Here is a 23,351-nt window from a genome sequence, read left to right as displayed (position 1 = left end):
TCACCAGGCGAGTTCGCCAGGGGCGCGCTGCGCGGCGTTGGTCCGCGTTTCGACGATGCGCCCGTCGGCAAAGTAGAGCACGCGATTGGCAATCTCGGCAATCACTGCGTTGTGCGTAATCAGCGCCGTCGTTGTGCCGAGTTCCCGATTGATCCTGAGGATCGCGTCGAGCACGAGGATTCCGGTCTTGCTGTCGAGTGCGCCTGTCGGCTCATCGCAGAGAAGCAAGTCGGGGCGCTTGGCGATTGCGCGGGCAATGGCAACGCGCTGCTGCTCGCCGCCGGAAAGTTGCGCGGGGAAGTGATCAAGCCTGTCGCCGAGCCCGACAATCGAAAGCGCTTCAACAGGCGACATTGGGTTTCTGGCGATCTCCGTCACGAGGGAGACGTTTTCGCGCGCCGTCAGGCTGGGGATGAGATTGTAGAATTGGAAAACGAAACCGACGTGATTGCGACGGTAAAGGTTGAGTGCGCGTTCGCTATCTAGAGTGAGGGGCTCTCCGCGAAACCTAACCGTTCCACCAGTCGGCGTATCGAGGCCGCCAAGTATATTGAGCAGGGTCGACTTGCCGCTGCCGGATGGCCCCAATAACACCACCAGTTCGCCCTCGCGAAGGGCCACGTCCACTCCGCGCAGGGCGTGAACTTCTACCGCACCCATCCGATAGATCTTGGTGAGTTCGCGCGCCTCCAGGGCGATGGCCGATGCCTCGTTCTCCACCACTCACTCCTCGGGTCGTCGGCGTGTGGCCGCGACCGCCGCGAAACTCGCCCCGTCTCAGGTGGGTATCATTGCGAAAGATAATGCTCGATCTCCGGGATTGGAAACTTCACGAGATCCTTGGCCACTTCGGCGATGATCAAGGCACGCACCGGGGAATCCAATTGCTTGCGCAGATTGCCAAGAATGCGCGGCGGTGCAACGAGAACCAGTTTACTGGTGCCGTCGTCGCGTGCGAGCGCGCCAAGTTTCTCGCAAATGTGGGAGACGAAGGCTTCCTCCGCCCGGTCGTGCCAGTCCGTTTGCTGGACTGCGCTTCGAGCGTCGCCTTGCGACTGATAAACTCGCCCCTCACGGTCCGTTCCGAGTTCCCGCGTCGGAGGTTGGTATTCCGTTTCGACCTCGACCGGAATGAGATTGATGAGCTCTGCATCCCCTTGGTTACGCAGGATGAGCGCCTTGGCTCCGTCACACACCAGCACGACGCTGCCGTGCGGAATTCTTATCGTCGACATAATGCTGGCCTCAATCGCACACGTTCGTAATCTTCTGTCTCATCATCGCGCCATCAACACGGGGAGCCGGGCTTCGTTGAGCATCGATCGCGTGACGCCACCGAATACGAGCTCGCGCAGCCGGGAGTGACCATAGGCGCCCATGACGATCATGTCGGCGGCCACATCATTCGCATGTCGCTGCAGGACCTGCGCCACGGTCCGGCCCGCGCTCGGCAGCGCATCGACCGTCACATCGATGCCGTGGCGCGCCAGATAGGCGGCGACATCTGCTCCGGGTTCATCTCCGCTCTGCCTGGGCGTTGCCGTGGGATCGACCATAGCCACGTGAACGAACTTGGCGTTGGACATCAGCTGGAGTGCTTCTCGAGCCGCATGTGCGGACTGAGCACGCGAGTCCCATGCTAACAGGACGGTTTTCGGCTTGAGCGTCGGGATGGATCCGGGCGGGATCAGCAACACCGGGCGCCCGGACTGAAAGAGGCCGCCGGTGATGATCTGCTGCTTGAGGTCGGCGTTCTCAAAGGCACCGGGACCCATCAGGATGAGATCAGAATAGAGGGCGCGTTCGCCTATGTCGTAGGTGGCACCTGCCACCTCCGCGTAGATGCTGTCGACATCAAATGAAATCCCCCGCTTCGAGAGTTTGTCGCGAACCGTCTTCGCGGTTTCGCCAAGCGCTTGCAGATTTCGCTCGCGCTGTTCGAGCCACGCTGGCGCAAGCGTTGCATACCGCCCGGTCGGTTGTGGCGCAAAGCCGACGATAAGAGCGCTCAAGTGCGCGGAGACTTGATCGGAGATATCTGTAGCCACCTGCAGGTCGCGGTCGGTCTGCGAAACGCCAATTACGGCAAGCATCGTCTTGAATGACATGTTCTCCTCCGTTGGAACGTCGAAGCGTGACGCGAGAATGAACCCAGCAAGACGCGCCGCGGCGCGTCTTGCTCACCCAGGCGAAATGCTAGGCTGGTTTGATCTGGATCTTGCGCTCGCTCTGCTGCGCTTCGGGAGTCTTTGGCAGGGTCACGGAGAGAACGCCCTTCGAAAAATTGGCGGCGATGTTGTCGGCATCAACGCGTCAGGCAATCGGAAGGCCCTCTGGAATGAGCCGTAGCGACGCTCCGAAAGGACGTAGTCCTTGTTCTTCTCTTCTTTCTGCTCCTGCTTCTCACCCCGGATCGTCAAGGTTCCGTTGGAGACCGCTATCTCTATGTCCTTTTCCTCCATCCCTGGCAGTTCGCAGGTAATTTCGTAACTCTTCTCTGTCTCCGCGACGTCGACGGCGGGCGCGATCTTGAACTCCGACTGCCGCGGCATCCGACGCGTGAATGCGGACGCAAAGGGGCGATGCCACAGGGACGGAGCGAAGTCGTCGAACAGGCGGTCGATTTCGGATCGCAGGCTTTCGAACGGGAGCCACGACTCGCCGCGATGCTCGACGGCTTTCTCTTCCGACTTGATGGGCAGTTTGGTCTCAGGTTCAGCCATGGCTGGTTCTCCTTCAAAGCAGGGTTGCAGGCTCATCGGGCCGCTCGTTGCAAGCACGACCGCAAAGCCACCCTGGCTGGGCCTGCCGCGTTTCTCGCCCGGTGTCCAGCCAGATGTATTTATTAGAGCCCTATGTGGCACCAGCCTCATTGATGCGCGTCAAAGACGGACCCGCCCCCCATTCCTTTTTGACGGAGAACAAGGCGCGCTCCTTGGATGTGTGATGTGCTTGTACGCGGTAGCCGTTCTTCGTGGGTGACGGTGAAGGTCAGCGGAATTCGACAATGACCAGGCACAACCTATTTCACGCTATCCAGACAGCCATTACGAGCAGGCTGCTTCTGATCATCATCGTACTCATGATTGCCTCGCTGTTCAGCGTCCTGCCAATCAAAGGCTGCCCGAATGCAGGCAGGCAGAGAGTAGACACGACAGAGATTTCGGCACTTCCCCACGCTGACCAGTCAGGCCGCGTTTCCGGCGGGCCCCGAGAACGGAGGGGTTAGTCCATCGGTTGATTGAGGGCCTTTGCTGCTCCGCGCAGTATGGCGTCTTCGCTTCTGATCAGCAAAACGGGTATTTGCGACAACCAGTCCGATCGTCTCCCCTTCGCCGCGAACGCGCTCCAAGATGTCAAGTTCCCCGTGCGTTCGGGGTGCAAAGGACATGCTTCCGGCGTGAGTATGGAACTGGGTGCAAGAGCCATTGATTTGAGCGAGTATCCCTACGCCGAGTGCGTCGCCAACGCTTGCGACAGCCTTCGTCGCGTCGCGACGGGCCTCTGCCCATCCGAGGCGGACGACGTCATGCGGAGCGAGATCGGGCAAGATGAGCGAAAGCGCGTCGATGGACTCGATGATTTTAACGTGGTGCCATTCGCCGGCATATCCTTCGGCGAGCCTGCGTTCCAAATCACTGACGAGCAACGACTCGCTGTTTGCGATTGCGATCCCCAAGGCAGGTGGACAAATTGGTAGAGAGCGCCGGTAAGCGGCCAGCGCCTCGACCACGGACGCAAATACGTTTCTTCCGAACTGCACATAATCTTCGATCGTCAGCCTGTCAGTATGGACGACGGCGAAGCGCATGTGCGTCTCGCCAATGTCGGCCACAACAGCGTCATGTGTGAACTCGTTCACCCTCGGCCTCCAACATATTCGCGGCATGCCGAGAGTATGCGGCCGACTAGCCTCTCGCACTTTGATGGACGTCAAGGTCACCGATGTCGTGAAAGCATAGGGTATCGCTGTGTCGATGCGGAGGCCTCGAGCGGACAGGGAGAGCATGTATCTCGTCACGTGCCGCTCTCAGCGATAGGAGGAAGAAATGGCCGCTTCAATCATCTGGTTCGAGGATGTGACGCGGCGCGATATCGCCAATGTGGGAGGCAAGAATGCGTCACTCGGCGAGATGATCACCGGCCTTTCCTCCCATGGCATCAAGGTGCCGGGCGGTTTTGCGACGACAGCGGAGGCCTATTGGAACTTTATCGATGCCAATCACTTGCGGGCACCGATTACTGCACTGCTTGAGAAATGGGAGGCCGGCGGAGCCACCCTCGCCGAGACGGGTGCCGCAATACGCGAGAACATTCTCCGGGGTAGCTGGCCCGCCGAGATCGAAGCGGAAATAGTGGCCGCCTATCGTGCGCTGTCGCGCAGGCTCGACATCGAGGCGGCTTCTGTTGCCGTTCGCTCCAGCGCAACCGCCGAGGACCTCCCGACGGCGAGCTTTGCCGGGCAGCAGGAAAGCTTTCTCAATGTCGTCGGTGAGCGGGCACTGATGAGCGCCTGTAGCCGCTGTTATGCCTCGCTCTTTACCGATAGAGCCATAAGCTACCGCAAGGTAAACGGCTTCGATCACATGAAGGTAGCCTTGTCCGTCGGCGTCCAGGAAATGGTTCGTTCCGACCTCGGCAGCGCAGGCGTCATGTTCTCGATCGAGACCGAGACCGGCTTTGATAAGGTCGTGCTGATCAATGCGGCCTGGGGTCTCGGAGAGTATGTTGTCAAAGGAACCGTCGATCCCGACGAATACCGCGTCTTCAAACCGCTGCTTGGCGACACTGCCCTTGTGCCCATTCTTCAAAAGAGATGCGGCACGAAGAGCAGGAAGCTCACCTATGGCAACAGTTTCGAGCCCACCCTGGGTATCTCCACCTCACGAGAAGAAAAGAGCACCCTCGTACTCACCGATGAGGAAGTCCTCAAGCTCGCCCGCTGGGCGATAGCGATCGAGGAGCATTATGGCTGTCCCATGGACATTGAATGGGCCAAAGACGGCCGCGATGGCCAGCTCCACATCGTGCAGGCCCGGCCCGAAACCGTGCAGGCGAAAGCAGCCTCCGATCAACTTCCAACCTATCAGATCGGCAAGAAGGGGCGCGTCCTGGCAAAGGGCCTCGCGATAGGCAGTGCCATCGCGGCGGGTCCCGTCTGCCTCATCGAGCATCCCGACGACATCGGCAAATTCACCGATGGCTCCATTCTGGTTACCAAAACCACAGACCCGGACTGGGTGCCGCTCATGAAGCGCGCCTCCGCCATCGTCACCGATCATGGGGGACGCACCTCACATGCAGCTATTGTCAGTCGCGAGCTTGGCCTTCCTGCAATCGTCGGCGCAGAGAACGCGACAAGGCTCTTGCACACGGGCGCGATCGTCACCGTGTCCTGCGCCGAGGGCGACGAGGGCCGCATCTATGAAGGGCAGGCCGAATTCAAGGCGGAGACGATCAGCCTCGCCGATATTCCGGAAACGCGGACGAAGGTCATGTTGAACCTTGCCGATCCGCAATCCGCTTCCCGCTGGTGGAGACTCCCGACCGATGGCATTGGGCTTGCGCGCATGGAGTTCGTGATCAGCAATGCGATACAGATCCATCCCATGGCCCTCGCGCACTTCGATCGCCTGCGCGATCAATCGGCAAAGCAGAAGATCGCTGCAATGACATCGGGCTACACGGAGCGGACCCACTATTTCGTCGACGAGCTTTCGCGCGGCCTGGCCCGTCTCGCCGCAGTTGCCTATCCCGAGCCGATCATCGTGCGCATGAGCGATTTCAAGACGAATGAATATGCGGGCCTTTGCGGTGGCGCCGAATTCGAGCCGCAAGAAGAGAACCCGATGATCGGCTTTCGTGGCGCATCTCGCTACTACTCGCCGAAATATCGCGACGGCTTTGCACTTGAGTGTCGGGCTATCAAGCGGTTGCGCGAGGCGATGGGCTTCAAGAACGTTATCGTAATGATTCCGTTCTGCCGGTCGGTTCATGAGGCTGAGAAAGTCCTTCAGGTCATGGCTGAAAACGGCCTTCAGCGCGGCGTCAACGGGCTGCAGGTCTATGTCATGTGCGAAATACCGTCGAACGTTATCCTTGCGGCGGATTTCGCGAGGCTATTCGATGGCTTCTCGATCGGTTCGAATGATCTCACCCAGTTGACGCTCGGTGTCGACAGGGATTCGGAGGATCTCGCTTCCTTGTTCGACGAGCAGGACGAAGCCGTGAAATGGATGATCTCCAAGGTCATCACGGAAGCTCGGCGGGCCGGCGCCAAGATTGGTCTTTGCGGTCAGGCACCAAGCGATCATCCCGATTTCGCGGCATTTCTTGTCGAATGCGGCATCGACTCGATCTCGGTCACACCCGACAGTTTTGTGGCGGTGAAGCAGGCCGTGGCGGCGGCGGAAAAGGGGGGAAAAACGAAATAGGGAAGGCGCGGATTTACCGCCTCGCCTCTGTGCTTTCGGCGTCCAGTTGTTCGGCGGCGACAAACAACAGCGCCCGCATCTTTTCTTGTAGCTGCTCCCTGGTCGCAGGGATTCCGGCGCTCTCGAAATCCCGCAGGACCTTGCGCAGGACGTCGTCGTCGCCAGCTTCGGCCCGTCCGGCGTCAGCGATCTCGTCCGCGTAGGCGGTCGCGTCGGCTCTATCGAGCGCGCGTGCCGCCCATCCGGCAAACAGGCTGTCTCGGCGTTCGCGAACTCTCAAGGAACGCTCGAAATCGAGGATGTACCTTTCTTCGAGCGCTTTCTCTCGCTCCGTCAGTTCCATAATTTCTTGCTCCGATCGTAAGTGAGCTCGAGCGGGGTAGGTTGCAACTATGGTTGCATCGCGGCTTCGGCCATTGACTCCTTCGGCGTCTCGGGAAGTTCCGTCATCGTGGCTTCGGTCAACAACAGCACGCTTGCGACCGAAACCGCGTTTTCGAGCGCGACGCGGATCACTTTGGTGGGGTCGATGATGCCGGCCGAAACCAGGTCGGCATAGACCTTTCGGCCGGCGTCGTATCCGAAACTGCCCTCTCCCTCGAGCATCTTCGCGACTACGACGCCGCCGTCGGTTGCGGAGTTTTCCGCGATCTGCCGTGCCGGGATTTCCAGTGCCCGCTTGAGGATCTGAACGCCGGTGCGCTCGTCGCCTTCGCAGGCTTCCTCCTCCTCTGCGACGGCAGCGATGCACCGCAGGAGAGCCAATCCGCCACCCGGCAGGATGCCTTCGGCCACGGCCGCCTTGGTCGCACTGATGGCGTCATCAAGCGCTTCCTTCTTGGATTTGAGTTCCGCCTCCGTGGCCGCACCCACCTTGATCACCGCCACGCCGCCGGAAAGCTTCGCCAATCGCTCCTGGAGTTTTTCACGGTCATAGTCGCTGCTGGTGGTCGAGATTTCCTTGCGGATCTGTTCCGCCCGGCCACTGATGGCCTTCTTGTCTCCCGCGCCACCGATGATGGTGGTCGTATCTTTTGTAATGACGACCCGCTCGGCGCGGCCAAGTTGTTCGGGTGTAACCGTTTCGAGCTTGATGCCCAGCTCCTCGGAAATGAGCTGTCCACCCGTGAGGATGGCGATGTCCTGCAACAGGGCTTTGCGTCGGTCTCCGAACCCCGGCGCCTTGACGGCGCAGTTGTGCAGTGTTCCGCGCATCTGGTTGACGATCAAGGTCGCGAGGGCCTCGGTTTCCACATCTTCAGCGATGATGAGCAGCGGTGTCCCGGCTTTCGCGACGGCCTCCAGGAGTTCCACGCAATCCTTGAGCGAATTGATCTTGCGGTCGAACAGGAGGATCGCGGCGCTTTCGAGAACGACCTCCATTCGCTCGGCATCGGTGACGAAATAGGGAGAAAGATAGCCGCGATCGAATTGCATGCCCTCCACGACTTCGAGGACCGTCTCGGTCGTTTTCGATTCCTCGACGCTGATGACTCCCTCGTCGCCGACCTTTTCCATTGCGTCTCCGACCAGTGTGCCGATCTGTGCGTCGTTGTGGGCCGAAATCGTCGCCACCTGTTCTTTCTCACGCTTCTCGGAGACGGGCCGTGAGTTCTTCTTGAGTTCGGCGACCGCTCGTTTGACGCCGCGGTCAAGCCCGTGCTTGATGTCGATCGCGCTTGCCCCCGCAACGACATTGCGCAGGCCATCGGCGAAAATCGCATGGGCAAGAATGGTCGATGTGGTCGTCCCGTCGCCGACGATTTCCCCTGTCTTCTCCGCCGCCTGGCGCAGCATGCGCGCGCCGAGATTTTCTTCGGGATCTTTGAGGTCGAATTCCTTGGCGATTGTGACCCCGTCATTGCAGACGATCGGGGGCCCCCATTTCCTTTCGATCAGAACGGCTTTCGACCGCGGCCCGAGCGTGACCCGAACGGCATCGGCCAATTGCGAAGCGCCCCTCAAGATCTTCTCTCGGGCAGCCGAATGGAAAAGGACCTGCTTGTGAGCCATGGCTTCATCCTCCGTTCCTTGCCTTTGTAGCACGGACCGGACGGGACGCTTTGACGCGCATCAAACGGCATCTGCACAAGCCCCCAAGCGTCACGCAATCATCTTTGATGCCGGTCAAGGCGAGGGCGGTCGATCGATGGTTAAGTTCTCGAAAGAGAGGTAATAGAGGGTCGCGGCTATGATTTACAACACGATACTGGTGCACTTGGACATAGGAGATGGCGCAGGATCGCAGTTAAGTTTTGCGCGCAACCTCGCCGCGCGTTTTGAGGCAAATCTGATCGGCTTTGCCGCCGGCGACATACACCCGATTGCGGCGCCTCCGCCCGGAGTGGTCGTGGACGCCGAGTTCATGCGGCTTGAGGCGAGGGAGATCGAACGCCGCCTGGAAGCGCTTAGAAGCGATCTTGATGCCAGCGGCGAGATGGGAGGGGCCGATTCGTTGCGCACTACCGTCGGCGATCCGACAAAAGGGTTGGCGATAGCCGCGAGAGCGGCGGACCTTGTAATCGCGGGATCAGGTGGCGAGGAGGGCGGACGCGACGCCCACACCGCCATAGACCTGGGCGCGCTGATACATGCGGCGGGCCGTCCGGTCCTCATACCGCGAGATGATCTCGCACCTCTCAAGGCGAGTAGCGTGGTCGTTGCCTGGAAGGATGCCCGTGAAGCAAGACGGGCGGTCGCAGACGCGATGCCCTTCCTTGCCCATGCGCGCGAAGTCCTGGTAGCGACCGTCGCGGAGCACGAACCGGATCGGGCGATGGCCAGTGCCACCGACGTTGTCCGCTATCTTATCAATCATGGTGCAAAAGCCCGCGCAGAGATCGTGGACCATCGCGAAGGCGAGGCTGGGGAGGCGCTAGTTGGCATCGCCAGGCAGATCGGAGCGGATCTGATCGTCTCTGGCGGCTATGGCCATGGCCGCCTTCGCGAATGGCTGCTTGGCGGCGTCACCCGATCGCTGCTGCGCGAAGGGGCGCTCCACCGCCTAATGTCGGCCTGATGATGCCCCACAATCGCCGCTCCCCGGGATTGCTCACTGGAAAACAGCATGACGAGACTTGTCCCGATCTCAGTGCGGCACTGGCGCAGAAGGTGCGATTCCTCTCCAACCCCGCCTCCTACCCGCAACCGCCGGACAACATCGAGACTAAGGAGACCCATATGTCCTGGGTTTTCATAGCCGACGATTGGGTGCTCAAGCTCAAGAAGCCGGTCTCGCGATCCCACCTCGATTTCAGTACCGTCGAGGCGCGGAAGTTCTTCTGCGAGGAGGAGCTTCGCCTAAACCGCCGGCTGGCACGCGAGACCTATCGCGCCGTCAAGCCGCTCTATTGTGACGATGCGGGCGCGCTGACGTTTGAGCAATCCGCGCACGTCATCGACTGGCTCGTTGAGATGCGGCGGCTGCCGGCGGACGACATGCTGGACGCCCGCATCGCTGCGAACCGGGTAAGCCCGGCCGAGATTTCCGCGATAGTCGATCGGCTTGCCCGGTTCTATATCGGCTGTTCGCCGGAGATTGCCGGTGGCGGGGCCTATATACGACACCTTCTCGAGGAACACGAAATAAACCGCGCCCTGCTGACGCGCCCCGAATTCGAGCTCTCGGGTGTGGCCGCCTTGCTCGACGGTGTCGGCGTCCGTCTGGACGAAATGCGCGGTGTCATCGAATCCCGCATCGCACGCGGAAGGATCGTCGAGGGCCACGGCGACCTGCGGCCGGAGCATGTCTGCCTGGTCACCCCACCGCAGATTATCGATTGTCTCGAATTCAACCGCTCGATGCGGATCATCGATCCCTACGACGAAATCAGCTACCTGGCGCTCGAATGCGAGGTGCTGGGGGCCGATTGGATAAGGCCTCTGCTCTTGTCTGCACTGGAAAGGGAGCTTGGCGATCGTCCCGACGACCGCTTGCTTGCGCTTTATGGCCGCTTTCGCGCCTTGCTGCGGGCAAGGCTGTGCCTGGTTCATCTCCTGGAGCATCCGGTCCGGGAACCGAAGAAATGGCGTCCTTTGGCGCTTGCCTATCTGACACAAGCCCGGCGGCATCCGTCAGTCATCGTCGCCTAGAAGCTCCGTAATCGAGCCGCCGAAGGCGAGCCGACGAATGGCTTCAGCAACAAGCGGCGCACTCGGGACCACCTCGACGCACGATCGCAAGCGTTGTTCAGGCAACCGGAATGGCGCAATGGAGTCCGTTACGATCGTCCCGTCGACCGCGGGATGGGCGAGCATTGCTTCGGCGCCCTTGCTGAAAAGGCCGTGCGTCGCCATCGCATAGACCGCCTTGGCGCCGCGCTGCCGGCAGGCTTCCGCTGCTCTCAGCATGGTGCCGCCGGTGCTGATCATGTCGTCGAGGATGAAGACCGTCGCGTCTTCCACCTCTCCCGCAAAGAGCTCGCCCGAAACGACGCCACGGCTGCGGCGCTTCTCCATGAAGCCGAATCCTGCAGGGGCGCCAGAGAGGCGCTCATAGGCCTCCTTCAGAAGCTGGGCCCGCTTGATGCCGCCGCCATCCGGGGACAAGATCGCGACCGGCCCGCCTGCAGCTTTTCGGGCAATCACGTCGGCGAATAGCTCCTTTGCACTCAGATGAATCGTGCGGCAGCGGAAGGCGTTCTGGAAAGCGGCAATGTTATGCACGTCAAGCGTCATCACCTGATCGGTGCCTGCTGCTTCGAAAAGCTGCGCCACGTAGCGCGTGGTCACCGGATCCCGCGCCTTGGTTTGCCGGTCCTTGCGTGCATAGGCGAGATAAGGAACGACGGCCGTCACGCGTGAAGCGCCTCCTTCGCGACAGCAAGCGATGAAAAACAGCAATTTGCAAAGCTTATCGTTGACAGACTCCCGGGCACTTCCATTCAGTTGCTGCAGGACGTAGACATCCTCGCCACGCACGCTGACAAGCGGTCTGGCCTTGTGCTCACCATCCTCGAAATCGCGTTCCTCGTGTTCGTCGATCGGCACACCGAGAGCGAAAGCAAGCTTTCCGCCAAAAACCCGTGATGCATTCAGTGCAAAGATGCGCATTGGGGCATCCTAAAGGGCAACTGCACTCGTTCCTTGATGCTGATCGAAGGGCCGCACATGCCCCCTCGCGGCACTTTGTAGCGAAGTGAGTTGTTCAGCCTTGGAGGTGGCGATCGACGATTGCTCGTGCCTTTGTAAGCGCTTCCTCCTGAGTATCTGCCAAGACGTGGTCAGGGTCAGTTGGGAGGGAGCGCGGGCCGGGTATTATGTGCACTCGCCATCCCGAAGCATAGTGACTGGCCTCCAAACCGTAGCCGCGATAGTCGCTATGGTGACTTGCAATCAACTGTGACATGTGAAACCCCATCTGTCTCCATTCGTCAAATGTCGTATTACCTGGAATAGCCTGCATTGACGCAAATCAAGGATGTGGGTGAGGTCCAGGTGTGCGTTGCGGCCTTCACGATCGCGCCAGCAGAGTGCTGCGGGTCTCCCACGGAGCACACAAGACGCGGACCAGACTGAGGTGAGCACGGCCTGACGCACCAAGCTGCACGGTTGTAGCGGCGCGGGGCAGTATGGCGGCCCTGCCGCTCCCCTTATTGACCGAAGTCAATCTACGCAGTCGACAAGTGAGCTATGTTTCAGGCACCATATTTTCATGGGGAGCCTCAGATGAAAGCCGCGGACATCATGACCCGGAGGGTCATCGCCATAAGTCCCGAGCATAGCGTAAAGCATGCCGCGTGCGTAATGCTGGAAAACCACATCAGCGGCCTGCCGGTCCTTGACGACAATGAAAGTCTTGTCGGTATTCTGACTGAGGGAGATCTGTTGCGGCGCGCAGAATTGGGACCCGCCGCGTGGCGGGGTACGGGCAGCACGCACGAAGAGGCGCCGGAGATTTTCATCAAGGGAAACAGCTGGCGTGTTGGTGATGTCATGACGCCAGGTGTCGTGACGGTGGATGAAGACACTCCGGTTGACCGTATTGCTGCAGCTATGAAGACGCACGACATCAAACGTGTCCCTGTTGTACGCGCCGGCCAGATGGTGGGCATCGTCAGCCGCGGCGATATTCTGCGGGTGATCGCTGCGGCAGTGCCTGACATAACGGCTGCGGGCGACGAGGCCACGCGACGCGCTGTCCTGGCGAGGCCTTGTTCCGACGTCGGGCTCGACAAGGCGGCTATCGACGTGACCATCGAGGATGGCACAGTTTGCCTATGGGGGGAGGTCGCCAGTGAGGTCCAGCGCGAGGCGGCTCGCGTTGCCGCAGAAGCCGTGAGCGGCGTTGGGCGCGTCAGGAACAAGCTGCGTGTCGGAGCGGGCGCGAGCTTATCAGAACGATCTTGAAGCACCTCGGTGGAGTGAACCATGCCTATCCTTGCAGTGGCTCTCAACCCCACCATCGACGTATGGAGTCAGGCTGAGCGGGTGCGTCCGACCGTTAAGATCCGTACGCACAGCGAGCGGCAACGACCGGGCGGCGGCGGCGTCAATGTCGCACGCGTCATCGCCGAGCTCGGCGGCGAGCCGGAGCTCCTCGTCCTCGCGGGCGGAGCGACTGGAGCCATGCTTAGAGAGGCCCTTGCGACATCAGCCATTCGAACTCACGCCGTGCAGATAGCAGGGCTGACGCGAATTTCCTTTATGGTTCGGGAAGAGGAAACGGGGCTCGAATATCGCTTCGTTCCCGAAGGGCCGGAAGTCGCGCCGGGCGACATCGCGAAGGCGCTTGCGATCGTTGAGAGGTTCAGGGGCGACTTCGTGGTGGCCAGCGGGAGTCTGCCGCGCAACGCTCCCGAAGACATCTATGCTGACATTGGCCGCATAGCCGCGAAAACCGGCGCCAGGTTCATTCTCGACTGCCCGGGGGCGACATTGCGCAGCACCTTGGGCAAGGCACCGGTTTTCCTCGTCAAACCGAGCATTGAAGAGTTGGAAACACTGGCCGGCCGGCGTCTGGACGAGAATGGGGTCGCGCAAGCCGCATCGGCTTTGGTGAAGGAAACTGCAGCAGAGTTCGTTGCAGTCACTATGGGCCGCGAGGGTGCCCTCTTGGCTGGAGCCTTCGGCGTTTTACGCGTCCCGTCTAAGCACGTCGTCGCCAAGTCCACCGTGGGTGCCGGCGACAGCTTCATTGGCGCGCTCACTTGGTTGCTGGCGGAAGGCAGGTCAATTGAGGAGGCGTTCCGGTTTGGTGTCGCCGCGGGAGCAGCCGCCGTCATCGCATCCGGAACCGAGCTGTGCCGGCGCAACGACGTCTTTAAGATTTACAACGGGACCGAACCGCCTCCAGGCGTGCCGTCGACGTCCATCGAAAGCTCCGGTCCATGAACGAGTTTCTGTCCAGAGTGCGGCGGCTGTTTGTGACGATGATTGCGGTCGGACTCTGTGCGTTTGGAACGACTGCCGTTCGGGCGCAAGATCTTAGGATTCGGATTGGCCATTTCCCGAACGTGACACATGCGCAGGCGCTGGTTGCCAGAAACTTCGAACGGCAGGGCCGGAATTGGTACGCCGATCGGCTCGGTCCGAAGATCAAGGTCGAATGGTATGCCTATAATGCCGGTCCGAGTGCCATGGAAGCGATCTTTGCCGAGAGCATTGACCTCACCTACGTCGGACCGAATCCGGCCATTAATGCCTATGCCCGTTCGGGAGGACGAGAGATCCGCATCGTCGCCGGCTCGGTCAACGGTGGTTCTGCGCTTGTCGTGCAGCCGGATGAAAGCCTTGCGAGTGCGGCGGATTTCCGCGGTAAGCGGATCGCAACTCCCCAATTCGGAAATACTCAGGACGTCGCAGCACGCGCCTGGCTCTTGGCGGGAGGCTTGCGGATAACACAGGCAGGCGGGGACGCCCAGGTTGTTCCGACTGCCAATCCGGAGCAACTGTCACTTTTCAAAACCGGACAGCTCGATGCCGTCTGGACTGTCGAACCCTGGGTTTCGCGGCTCGAAATGGAGGCGGGTGGAAGAATCCTCGTTGAAGAAAAGAATGCAATCACGACGGTGCTCGTTGCGCGCGCAGCGTTTCTTGCGAAGCATCGCGACCTCGTTCGACGCTTCGTTGAGGCACATCGCGACCTCAGCGATTGGATCAAGCATCACCCGTTGGACGCGCAGCGGATGATCCGCGACGAACTAAAGGCGTCGTTTCGCGTCAGCATGTCGCCGGAGCTCATTGCGCGCGCATGGGCGCGCATGTCGGTTACCAGCGAGATTTCACGCTCCGCATTGCAGACCTTCGTCACCAAGGCTCAGCAGGTCGGCTTCCTGCGGGAAATGCCGGAGCTTTCGAGACTGATCGAGGTGCCCTGATGCTCGATCAAGTCACCAACCCTTCGACATCGGCTCCGGTTGCCACGGCAACGAGCAAGCTCGTCGTCGAGGGGGTGTCAAAGTGGTTCCGCACGCCGCGAGCAACCATACATGCACTCGACAATGTCTCGATGCAGGTTGCGGCCGGCGAAGTCGTCTGTGTCGTTGGCCCGAGCGGCTGCGGAAAGTCGAGCCTCCTCGACATCATAGCCGGGTTGAGCAAGCCCGATGCCGGTCATGTGCTTGCCGACGGTCTGCCGGTGACCGGCCCGGGTCGGCAGCGTCTGGTCGTGTTCCAGGAGCCGTCGCTGTTTCCCTGGCTCAACGTTTTCGGCAACGTCATGTTCGGCCTGAGGCTTTGCCCCGAGCTCAGCAACGGCGAACGGCGCGAGATCGCGCACCAATATCTCGCCTTGGTCGGCCTCGAAAAATTTGAAGGCGCGCACGTGCATGAACTATCGGGTGGAATGAAGCAGCGGGTAGCCCTGGCGCGGGCGCTGGCCCCCGATCCGCAGGTGCTGCTGATGGACGAACCCTTTGGCGCACTCGATGCGATGACCCGCGAGCACCTTTACGACGATATCCAGCGCATCTGGAGCGACAGCCGCAAGACCGTTGTGTTCGTCACGCACAATATGCGCGAGGCGGCCTGCCTGGGAGATCGCGTGCTATTGATGTCGAAGGCGCCGGGGAGGATCGTCCAGCACTTCGAGATTCCGCTGCCGCGCCCGCGAAGCATCTACGATGTGGAACTCATTGGACACGCCGGACGCGTTGCTGATGCGCTTCGCGGCACAATCGGCGGCGGGGTGACGGAATGAGGCGTTTCGCGATCGTGTCGGGCTTCGTGGTCATGCTACTGGTCGCCTGGGAGTTGGCGTCTGAGAGCGGGCGTTGGTCACCGGTGCTCTTTCCCTCTGTCTTGAGCGTCGCCCGGTATCTCTGGGGTGCCATGCTGGATGGCACGCTTTCTGAAGCGATCAGGGTTACCATGCAGCGGCTTCTGGTTGGCTATGCAATCGGCGTTGCGATCGGCCTGCCTCTCGGCGTACTCACGAGTTCCTCGCAGATCCTGGAAGACACAATCGGCTCTCTCGCACTTGGTCTGCAGACACTACCGAGCGTCTGTTGGGTGCCCTTCGCCGTACTTTGGTTCGGGCAAACAGAGGGTGCGATGCTCTTCGTCGTCGTGATGGGGACCGTATGGTCGGTGATCATCGCGACCAACCATGGCGCGCGCACGATCCCGCCGATCTATGCCCGTGCGGCACGCACCATGGGGTCGCGAGGAATCCATCTCTGGACCATGGTGATGTTGCCGGCTTCCTTGCCGTTCCTGGTTAGCGGCATGAAGCAGGGTTGGGCATTCGCCTGGCGATCGCTGATGGCGGCGGAGATTTTCGTCACGATCCTTACAGGTTTTGGCCTCGGCCAATTGCTCCATTACGGCCGCGAATTGAACGCGATGGACCAGGTGATCGGCGCCATGGTGGTCATCGTGCTGATCGGCCTCCTGGCGGATCGAATTCTCTTTGCGCCCTGGGAGCGCTTCCTCCATCGCCGCTGGGGCACGAACGTCAGGTGAAGGGCTTATCGGAACGTGCTCTCATATCTTATCGCTGTTGACGAAGTGCGCCGCCCTGCGGCTTTGGCTGGGCCAAATTGAAGCTCGCCCACGAAGGTTGTTTTGTAACCGGTGTTTAGCCCCCACGTTGCACTGTCTGGCGTGATCTGTGATCGGCTTTCCATGGATGATCGAAGGGAGTTTCTCCATGGAGACTTGGAGGTTCTCACGAGCGGCAAGGCCGGGCGTGAGGGGCATCGCCACTGGCCGGATGAGGTCAAGGCGCGGGATCGTGTCGGAGAGTCTGCGGCCGGACGTGACGGTGAACGAGGTGGCGGAGCGGTATGGGCTGAAGCCGAACCATCTATCGTCTTGGCGACGATGGCGCGGCAGGGCAAGCTGGTTTTGCCCGCGCCGGAGGATGCGGTTGAATTCGCGGCGATGATTGTCGAGACGACTGTGGCCGCGCCGGCGGTTAAGGAAGTTCCGTGCCCCGAGATCATCGTCGGTCCTGTCACGATCCGCCTGGAGGAAGGCGCATCTGTGGCCCGGATCGTGGCCATTGCGCGTGCATTGGCGGCCTCGGCAAGACCTTTCCGTCAAACCCGGATCATGGTGGCGACAAAGCCAGTGGACTTTCGCAAGGGCCATGACGGGTTGGCGGCGCTGGTGAAGAACGAGCTGCGCAAAGACCCGTTCACCGGAACGGTCTTCGTGTTCCGGTCACGCAAGGCGGACCGGTTGAAGCTGATCTATTGGGATGGCAGCGGTGTGGTGATGGCCTACAAGCGGCTCGAAGAACACACCTTCACCTGGCCTGGTATCAAGGATGGCTTGATGACATTGAGCCATGCGCAGTTCGAAGCCTTGTTTGCGGGCCTGGATTGGCGTCGCGTTCGCGCCGTCGAGGCCAGAGCGCCGGAAGCGATCGAATAGCTGCGGCACGATGACTCGGGTGGCGGATTCCAAAGGCAAAGTGGGGTGAGATTTGATAGACCCTGCGCATGCTTGGTGCCGCCGATCTTCCTGACGATATTGCCGCCCTGAAGGCGATGCTAATCGCGGCGGAGGCGCGTGAAGTTCGCAAGGACGAGCGGATCGAACGGCTGGAAAAACTTGTTGCAGCATTCAAGCAGGCGGCCTTCGGGCGCAAATCCGAGAAGAGCGATCCCGACCAATTTGATCTGGCGCTGGAGGATTTGGAAACCGCCATCGCGGCGATCCACGCCGAGGACGAAGCCGATGCTCCTTCTGGCAAACGTTCCTCCAAACCACGAGCGACCAATCGGGGTTCGCTTCCCGTTCATCTTCCCTGTGTCGAAGAAATCATCGAGCCGGAAAGCCTGATCTGCGTCTGCGGCGGCTGCCTGCATTGCATCGGTGAGGATGTGTCGGAGAGGCTGGACGTGATCCCGGCGCAGTTCCGCGTCATCGTCACCCGCCGCCCAAAATATGCGTGCCGCGCCTGCACGGACGGCGTCGTTCAGGCCCCCGCTTCGGCTCGGCTGATCCAGGGCGGGTTTGCCGACGGAGGCCATGGTCGCGCATGTACTGGTCGCCAAATACGCCGATCATCTTCCTCTGTATCGGCAGGCGCAGATCATGAGCCGCCAGGGTATAGACCTCGACCGCTCCACCCCTCGACCGCTCCACCCTTGCCGACTGGGTCGGCCGGGCAGCCTATGAGTTGCGTCCCGTCTTCGATGCCCTGATCACCGACCTGAAGCGCTCGACCAAGCTCTTCATGGACGAGACCCATGCTCCAGTGCTTGATCCCGGCTCCCGTAAAACCAAAACTGGATACTTCTGGGCCTTGGCACGTGATGATCGCCCATGGAATGGGAATGCTCCACCCGGTGTCGCCTTCACCTATGCGCCAGGTCGCGGGGGACTGCATGCCGAACGGATATTGCAGGGCTTCTCAGGCGTTCTGCAGGTCGACGGCTATGCCGGATACAATCGCCTTGTCGCACCGGACCGTATCGGTCCCGACATCAGGCTAGCCTATTGCTGGGCACACGCGCGTCGCAAGTTGGTGGAGATCACCCGCACTGGACCCACGCCGATTGCCGAGGAAGGCGTAAAGCGGATTGGTGAACTTTACCGGATCGAGGCCGATCTGCGCGGGCTTGATGCGGATACTCGCCTGGTTGCGAGACAGGAGCGTTCAAAACCGCTGATCGCGGACATGAAAACATGGCTCGCACATCACCGTGCCCGCGTTGCTGCCAAATCACCGCTGGGCGAGACTCTGAAATACATCGCCAAATACTGGGACGGCTTGCGCCTCTTCCTGACCGACGGCCGCATCGAACTCGACAACAACAGCGTCGAAAGAACCATCCGGCCGATAGCCCTCAATCGCAAGAACGCACTCTTTGCGGGGCACGATGCCGGAGCCGAAAACTGGGCGACCATCGCCTCGCTCGTCGAAACCTGCAAGCTCAATGACGTCGATCCGCTGGCCTACTTGACCAGCACGCTCACCGCCGTCGTCAACGGCCATAAGCAGAGCCGGATCGATGACCGTGGGATCATCGGGTCTTATGTCGCAAGAGTCACCAATGACTGCTGACGGCCCGAAGGGGCGGCAGGCGTCGTCGCAAGTCAGTTCGTGCAGTCAGTCGATCACTGGATTGCGCTTGGTCGTCTCGGAGCGGCAGGCATTCATATGCTCTAGGTGGCGACACAATAGTGTGCGGCATCCGACCCCGCGCAAGAGGTAAGCCGTGACCGTCCGCAAAGAGTAAACCTCCAATATTTTCCCCGCAATCATCGGTTTGTTAGCGCGAATATCAACAAGAACCCCGCGGCCACGGCCAGTGCGGCAGACTGCTGGTATTGTGTCTTTGCTGACCTGGGCAAAAGATCTGCGATTGTGAGATAAAACATACCCCCTGCGCCGAATGCCAAGAGAACCCCCAGCATTCTCGGAGCGATGTCGCTCAGAAAGGTCCATCCAACGGTAGCAGACGAGAACAGGGCTAAGCCGATCAGCCAAGTCCAGATATATATCGATCGAGACGCATTCTCCCCCTCGTCTGCCCGGATGATTTCAGCGATGCTCATCCCCTCGACGACGTTGTCCAGCATGATAGCTACCCCGATCATGACACCTAGATTTGGATCAGCGGCCAGACCGACCCCGATGCTTAACCCCTCGATCAGTTCCTCAATTGCGGTGCTGCCAGCAAGGAGGGTAACTTTGGATCCCCGCGCTCGTTGGATACGATGCAGGCGAGAAAGCTTGTGCCATTCGTCGGATTCGTGCCCCGCGATGAATCCGTGATTGATGTACAGGTCGAAGATATAAACTGTCAGAAAGCCGACAACGAAACCGGCGATGGTTGGGATCTTACCAGCGGCAGCTCCAGCCGTGGGTATCATTTCGAAGGTAAAAGTGCCCAATAGCACGCCAGCAGCCATGCCTACCGAGATCGACAAAAATAGCGTCCCGATCTTGCCATGTGATCCCAGCCAACCACCTACCGGCGACGCAATGGCAGCCCCACTGGCCAACAATAAAAAGGCAAAGTTGCCTTCGACCATGTGCCGCGCCCCGAACATAAGTACTCTTCCCCCATGGGATGGAGTATCTCTGCGTCTGTGAAGCAAAATGGTCGCTGTTGAAGGGAGTTACGCAGCTTTAATGAGCACGCGTAGTGCCTGTTTCGTTAAATCAACTCGTGACCATAGGTGATCCGCTTGATGATAATATATATCTGAGGCGTCCGCTTTCGGCTACTGACACGGAAGGCGATCAACGGCCAGCACCGGGAGTTCGACGCCTGAACGGACGACTTCCGCTGCTGGCGCAAAGTTGCCATAGCGCTCCATGGCCCGTGGCATTTGATACCGAATCCCGGAATTATCTCGCCCAGGTGTGAGTGGCACACCGCTTACGTTGTTTTCCCGGCATGGCGGAGGTTAGCCACTCAGGCGGCGCTCAAGGAGTTTGTGCGACGATTGGACCAAACCCCAACCACAGCGAACTTGATTTGCCGCAAAGGCCGACGCGGCAGAATCCTTCTCTGATTTGACCTGCGATCTGTCTACTTCCAGCATCCCGCGTCGGTAAGCTCGTTGCTGCAACCATCTTTGCCAGTCAACTTGCGAATGCGCTGCACTGCTGCGCGTTGCCGATCTTCCGTCTCGGCAATCTGAAAGGTCTGGCCGTGTGCGACCGGTCGAAGATCAGGTTGTCCGAACCGCCGATATAGCAGCAGGCTCGATTCTTCGTACTTAGACTCTCTGTCATCAAACAACATAGATAGCCTCCCGGACAACGCAGTTTGGAACAGCACGTCGTTGCGACGGCCGGCCTGCTAACGCGCCTCGACTAATCGCGACCATCGACAACATTAGGCAATCGCGGCTCAAAAAAGTCTTTGACGGCGGTCAAATATTTGGGTCTTGCGCCCAAATCCTGGCATGGCGAATTCGCCCAGCGCACAACCGTGGCCCCGATCCTTGAACTCAAGGACGAGCCGCCGCACGATGGCGCCTCGTGTGAGCGGCAGCAGGGTGTCAGGTTCGGGCTGAATGGGAGATGTTTTGCAAGCATCGCCCCCGACAGTCCAAAAAGCCCTCCCGTCCAAAGCGATCAGTTTTGATCGGGATCAACAAAACAACGGAGAGGTGTGTCTATAGTTTTGATGGTGCAGCCCGCGCAAACAGACGCCGATAGTTCGGGAGCGTGGCACTATGGAATTTTACAAGGCATTCCCTATCGTCGTCATCGACGAAGATTATGAAGGCAAGAACGCGGCGGGGCGGGGAATGCGGAGCCTCGCGCAGGCGATCGAAGGGGAAGGCTTTCGTGTCGTCGGCGGGGTCACCTACGAGGACGCTCGCCGCCTCGTCAATGTCTTCAATACTGAGTGTTGCTGGGTGATCTCAGTAGACGGCGTGGAAGACAGCACAACCCGATGGCAGATTCTCGCCGAGGTGCTCGCCGCAAAAAGATCGAGGAACGACCGGTTGCCGATCTTCCTTTTCGGTGACGGGACGACAGCTGAGATGGTGCCAGCGAACGTATTGCACCACGCCGATGCCTTCATGCGTCTCTTCGAAGATTCTGCCGAGTTTATGGCGCGCGCTATCGTGAGCCACGCACGGAATTACCTCGAGCGTCTGCCGCCTCCGATGTTCAAGGCATTGATGGAATACACGCTTCACGCCGCCTATTCATGGCATACACCCGGGCACGGCGGAGGCGTTGCCTTTCGCAAGAGTCCGGTCGGTCAGCTGTTCTATACGTTCTTCGGCGAGAATACGCTGAGGTCGGATATTTCCGTTTCCGTTGGCAGTCTTGGCTCCTTGCTCGATCATACTGGCCCCATTGCCGAGGGGGAGAGAAACGCCACCCGGATATTCGGCGCGGATCAAACTTTCTTCGTGGTCGGCGGTACATCGGCTGCCAACAAGATCGTCTGGCACGGCACTGTAAGCCGGGGCGACCTGGTTCTCTGTGACCGCAACTGCCATAAATCCATCCTGCACGCGCTCATCATGACGGGTGCGGTACCGATCTACCTGACGCCGTCGCGTAACGGTCTTGGCATCATCGGGCCGATCGCCCAGGATCAGTTCACGCCTGAAGCCATTGCTCAGAAGATTGCAGCCAGCCCGTTCGCCGGGAAGGCGAATGGCAAGGTGCGCCTAATGGTGGTGACCAACTCCACCTACGATGGTCTCTGCTACAACGTCGACGGAATAAAAGAATCTCTTGGCGATACAGTGGATGTCCTGCATTTCGATGAGGCCTGGTATGCCTATGCCAATTTTCACGAGTTCTATGATGGCTACCACGCGATCTCCTCGTCACGTCCCTCACGGTCGCCGCATGCGATAACCGTCGCCACACAATCGACGCACAAGTTCCTGGCGGCCTTCTCGCAGGCGTCGATGATTCATGTGCAGCACGCCGAGACGAAGCAGCTCGATATCGGCGCTTCAACGAGGCGTTCATGATGCACACTTCGACCTCTCCGCAGTACGGCATCATCGCTTCCTGTGACGTCGCCGCAGCGATGATGGAGCAGCCCGCTGGGCGCGCCCTGGTGCAGGAGACCATCGACGAGGCGATGAGTTTCCGCAGAGCCATGAACAACGTCAGGAAACAGATGGAGGATTCCTGGTGGTTCCGGGTCTGGGAGCCGTCCATTGCGGATGAGACGCCAAGCGACACGAGGGCGGAGTGGCTGCTGAAGCCAGGCGACAGCTGGCACGGCTTCGAAGGGGTTGCCGAGAACCACGTGATGGTCGATCCGATCAAGGTCACGATCCTTTCGCCTGGACTGACAGCTGGCGGCACAATGGACGAGCACGGCATTCCCGCTGCTGTCGTGACAAAATTTCTCTCCTCCCGCCGGATCGAAATCGAGAAGACGGGCCTCTACTCATTTCTGGTCCTCTTCTCCATGGGAGTAACCCGGGGCAAGTGGAGCACGCTCATCACCGAGCTTCTGAACTTCAAGGATCTATACGATGCCAATGCGCCTCTGACACGCGTGCTTCCCGACCTTGTGACGGGACATACGGAGGCATACGGGACGCTCGGCCTCAAAGATCTCTGCCGGCAGATTCACGAGGTGTACCGCAAAGACGACGTGCCCCGGGCCGAGCGCGAAATGTACGCGGTTTTGCCCGACGTGATCTTGCGGCCGGCGGATGCCTATAACGAGCTGGTCAAGGGACGTGTGGAAAGCGTCGACATCGATGAGTTGATGGGGCGGACGCTGGCGGTGATGATCGCGCCGTACCCGCCGGGCATTCCGCTCATCATGCCGGGCGAACGGATCACGAGGGCAACGAAGTCGATCCAGGATTATCTCGTATACGCCCGTGAATTCGACCAAAAATTCCCAGGCTTTGAGACTGACATCCATGGGATCCGTTTCGTAAGAGAACCAGGCGAAAGGCGGTACCTTGTGGATTGTCTTAAGGAGAACACAGCAGATGTCACCGCCTGCCCATCGCAGTCGCCTTCGCAGCAGCTAAAGGTGGTTTCACGAGTCGACCAATAAACCGCGG

At 59.9% G+C, this 23,351-nt stretch carries 19 protein-coding genes and 3 pseudogenes; 12 read left to right on the top strand and 10 right to left on the bottom strand.

All coding sequences use genetic code 11. From position 1 onward, the window contains the following. The 5 genes and pseudogenes from N181_RS08165 to N181_RS08145 form a co-directional block, all read right to left on the bottom strand. A complete protein-coding gene (locus N181_RS08165; protein WP_015633535.1) occupies positions 1–720 on the bottom strand; it encodes an ABC transporter ATP-binding protein in 720 nt (239 codons plus the stop codon). A 68-nt stretch (positions 721–788) separates the two neighbouring features. Continuing rightward, a complete protein-coding gene (locus N181_RS08160) occupies positions 789–1,235 on the bottom strand; it encodes a host attachment protein (protein WP_014857910.1) in 447 nt (148 codons plus the stop codon). 42 nt (positions 1,236–1,277) lie between these two features. Beyond that, positions 1,278–2,108 carry a universal stress protein gene (locus N181_RS08155; protein ID WP_014857909.1) on the bottom strand — a complete coding sequence of 277 codons (831 nt, stop codon included), beginning with the start codon at positions 2,106–2,108 and terminating at the stop codon, positions 1,278–1,280. Between the two features lie 88 nt (positions 2,109–2,196). Further along, a pseudogene (locus tag N181_RS08150) lies at positions 2,197–2,723 on the bottom strand (Hsp20/alpha crystallin family protein). A gap of 464 nt (positions 2,724–3,187) precedes the next feature. Next, positions 3,188–3,862, bottom strand: a complete 675-nt coding sequence (locus tag N181_RS08145) for a glucokinase (protein ID WP_157783891.1) — start codon at positions 3,860–3,862, stop codon at positions 3,188–3,190. A 187-nt stretch (positions 3,863–4,049) separates the two neighbouring features. Here N181_RS08145 and ppsA point away from each other — a divergent pair, with 187 nt between their 5' ends. Beyond that, on the top strand, positions 4,050–6,434 hold the full coding sequence (gene ppsA, locus N181_RS08140; RefSeq protein ID WP_015633532.1) for a phosphoenolpyruvate synthase: 2,385 nt from the start codon (positions 4,050–4,052) through the stop codon (positions 6,432–6,434). A 13-nt stretch (positions 6,435–6,447) separates the two neighbouring features. Here ppsA and N181_RS08135 read toward each other — a convergent pair whose 3' ends face one another. Together N181_RS08135 and groL are read right to left on the bottom strand one after the other, a co-directional pair. Then, a complete protein-coding gene (locus N181_RS08135) occupies positions 6,448–6,777 on the bottom strand; it encodes an ATPase inhibitor subunit zeta (RefSeq protein ID WP_014857906.1) in 330 nt (109 codons plus the stop codon). Between the two features lie 47 nt (positions 6,778–6,824). Then, positions 6,825–8,447 (bottom strand): chaperonin GroEL, encoded by a 1,623-nt coding sequence (gene groL / locus N181_RS08130; protein WP_014857905.1) that lies wholly within the window; start codon positions 8,445–8,447, stop codon positions 6,825–6,827. A 178-nt stretch (positions 8,448–8,625) separates the two neighbouring features. On the opposite strand from groL, the gene N181_RS08125 reads away from it, so the two are divergent. Together N181_RS08125 and N181_RS08120 are read left to right on the top strand one after the other, a co-directional pair. Then, the gene (locus N181_RS08125; RefSeq protein WP_014857904.1) at positions 8,626–9,453 is read left to right on the top strand and encodes a universal stress protein; all 828 of its coding nucleotides are present in this window, start codon (positions 8,626–8,628) and stop codon (positions 9,451–9,453) included. A gap of 161 nt (positions 9,454–9,614) precedes the next feature. Next, positions 9,615–10,526, top strand: coding sequence for a hypothetical protein (locus tag N181_RS08120; protein WP_100209357.1), 912 nt, complete (start codon positions 9,615–9,617; stop codon positions 10,524–10,526). Here N181_RS08120 and N181_RS08115 read toward each other — a convergent pair. Further along, positions 10,509–11,486, bottom strand: a complete 978-nt coding sequence (locus tag N181_RS08115; protein WP_014857902.1) for a ribose-phosphate diphosphokinase — start codon at positions 11,484–11,486, stop codon at positions 10,509–10,511. The two genes, N181_RS08120 and N181_RS08115, sit on opposite strands and share 18 nt — an antisense overlap. A gap of 615 nt (positions 11,487–12,101) precedes the next feature. Between N181_RS08115 and N181_RS08110 the strand changes: the two genes are divergently transcribed. The 8 genes and pseudogenes from N181_RS08110 to tnpC all read left to right on the top strand — a co-directional run bounded on the left by N181_RS08110 (position 12,102) and on the right by tnpC (position 18,891). After that, complete coding sequence (locus N181_RS08110; RefSeq protein ID WP_014857900.1) at positions 12,102–12,782, top strand: CBS domain-containing protein; 681 nt, start codon at positions 12,102–12,104, stop codon at positions 12,780–12,782. A gap of 21 nt (positions 12,783–12,803) precedes the next feature. Then, positions 12,804–13,766 carry a 1-phosphofructokinase family hexose kinase gene (locus N181_RS08105; RefSeq protein WP_014857899.1) on the top strand — a complete coding sequence of 321 codons (963 nt, stop codon included), beginning with the start codon at positions 12,804–12,806 and terminating at the stop codon, positions 13,764–13,766. Continuing rightward, positions 13,763–14,752: an ABC transporter substrate-binding protein gene (locus N181_RS08100; protein ID WP_015633530.1), complete on the top strand. Its 990-nt coding sequence runs from the start codon at positions 13,763–13,765 to the stop codon at positions 14,750–14,752. Before N181_RS08105 ends, N181_RS08100 begins: the two co-directional genes overlap by 4 nt. After that, entirely contained in the window at positions 14,752–15,573 is an 822-nt protein-coding gene (locus tag N181_RS08095; protein ID WP_014857897.1) for an ABC transporter ATP-binding protein, read from the top strand. The genes N181_RS08100 and N181_RS08095 overlap by 1 nt, the downstream gene beginning before the upstream one ends. Next, the gene (locus tag N181_RS08090; protein ID WP_014857896.1) at positions 15,570–16,337 is read left to right on the top strand and encodes an ABC transporter permease; all 768 of its coding nucleotides are present in this window, start codon (positions 15,570–15,572) and stop codon (positions 16,335–16,337) included. Before N181_RS08095 ends, N181_RS08090 begins: the two co-directional genes overlap by 4 nt. Positions 16,338–16,503: 166 nt before the next feature. Further along, a complete protein-coding gene (locus N181_RS35505) occupies positions 16,504–16,761 on the top strand; it encodes a transposase (RefSeq protein WP_080579812.1) in 258 nt (85 codons plus the stop codon). 167 nt (positions 16,762–16,928) lie between these two features. Beyond that, on the top strand, positions 16,929–17,252 hold the full coding sequence (tnpB, locus tag N181_RS08085) for an IS66 family insertion sequence element accessory protein TnpB (protein WP_037456730.1): 324 nt from the start codon (positions 16,929–16,931) through the stop codon (positions 17,250–17,252). Between the two features lie 68 nt (positions 17,253–17,320). Next, positions 17,321–18,891 (top strand): annotated as a pseudogene (gene tnpC / locus N181_RS08080) (IS66 family transposase). A 197-nt stretch (positions 18,892–19,088) separates the two neighbouring features. Here tnpC and N181_RS08075 read toward each other — a convergent pair. Together N181_RS08075 and N181_RS08070 are read right to left on the bottom strand one after the other, a co-directional pair. Further along, on the bottom strand, positions 19,089–19,883 hold the full coding sequence (locus N181_RS08075; RefSeq protein ID WP_014857892.1) for a ZIP family metal transporter: 795 nt from the start codon (positions 19,881–19,883) through the stop codon (positions 19,089–19,091). Between the two features lie 485 nt (positions 19,884–20,368). Then, positions 20,369–20,584: a hypothetical protein gene (locus N181_RS08070; RefSeq protein ID WP_014857891.1), complete on the bottom strand. Its 216-nt coding sequence runs from the start codon at positions 20,582–20,584 to the stop codon at positions 20,369–20,371. A gap of 436 nt (positions 20,585–21,020) precedes the next feature. Between N181_RS08070 and N181_RS31370 the strand changes: the two are divergent. After that, a pseudogene (locus N181_RS31370) lies at positions 21,021–23,344 on the top strand (Orn/Lys/Arg family decarboxylase). The last annotated feature ends 7 nt before the right edge of the window (positions 23,345–23,351 follow it).

The organism is Sinorhizobium fredii USDA 205 (genome assembly GCF_001461695.1).
GTDB classification, from domain to species: domain Bacteria; phylum Pseudomonadota; class Alphaproteobacteria; order Rhizobiales; family Rhizobiaceae; genus Sinorhizobium; species Sinorhizobium fredii.
This window is presented reverse-complemented; position numbering and strand designations above follow the sequence as displayed.

Coding starts and splice junctions, on each gene's coding strand:
- N181_RS08160 (WP_014857910.1), bottom strand. CDS start 1,235: ATGTCGACGATAAGAATTCCGCACGGCAGCGTCGTGCTGGTGTGTGAC.
- N181_RS08155 (WP_014857909.1), bottom strand. CDS start 2,108: ATGTCATTCAAGACGATGCTTGCCGTAATTGGCGTTTCGCAGACCGAC.
- ppsA (WP_015633532.1), top strand. CDS start 4,050: ATGGCCGCTTCAATCATCTGGTTCGAGGATGTGACGCGGCGCGATATC.
- N181_RS08135 (WP_014857906.1), bottom strand. CDS start 6,777: ATGGAACTGACGGAGCGAGAGAAAGCGCTCGAAGAAAGGTACATCCTC.
- groL (WP_014857905.1), bottom strand. CDS start 8,447: ATGGCTCACAAGCAGGTCCTTTTCCATTCGGCTGCCCGAGAGAAGATC.
- N181_RS08125 (WP_014857904.1), top strand. CDS start 8,626: ATGATTTACAACACGATACTGGTGCACTTGGACATAGGAGATGGCGCA.
- N181_RS08120 (WP_100209357.1), top strand. CDS start 9,615: ATGTCCTGGGTTTTCATAGCCGACGATTGGGTGCTCAAGCTCAAGAAG.
- N181_RS08115 (WP_014857902.1), bottom strand. CDS start 11,486: ATGCGCATCTTTGCACTGAATGCATCACGGGTTTTTGGCGGAAAGCTT.
- N181_RS08110 (WP_014857900.1), top strand. CDS start 12,102: ATGAAAGCCGCGGACATCATGACCCGGAGGGTCATCGCCATAAGTCCC.
- N181_RS08105 (WP_014857899.1), top strand. CDS start 12,804: ATGCCTATCCTTGCAGTGGCTCTCAACCCCACCATCGACGTATGGAGT.
- N181_RS08100 (WP_015633530.1), top strand. CDS start 13,763: ATGAACGAGTTTCTGTCCAGAGTGCGGCGGCTGTTTGTGACGATGATT.
- N181_RS08095 (WP_014857897.1), top strand. CDS start 14,752: ATGCTCGATCAAGTCACCAACCCTTCGACATCGGCTCCGGTTGCCACG.
- N181_RS08090 (WP_014857896.1), top strand. CDS start 15,570: ATGAGGCGTTTCGCGATCGTGTCGGGCTTCGTGGTCATGCTACTGGTC.
- N181_RS35505 (WP_080579812.1), top strand. CDS start 16,504: ATGATCGAAGGGAGTTTCTCCATGGAGACTTGGAGGTTCTCACGAGCG.
- tnpB (WP_037456730.1), top strand. CDS start 16,929: ATGGTGGCGACAAAGCCAGTGGACTTTCGCAAGGGCCATGACGGGTTG.
- N181_RS08075 (WP_014857892.1), bottom strand. CDS start 19,883: ATGTTCGGGGCGCGGCACATGGTCGAAGGCAACTTTGCCTTTTTATTG.
- N181_RS08070 (WP_014857891.1), bottom strand. CDS start 20,584: ATGTTGTTTGATGACAGAGAGTCTAAGTACGAAGAATCGAGCCTGCTG.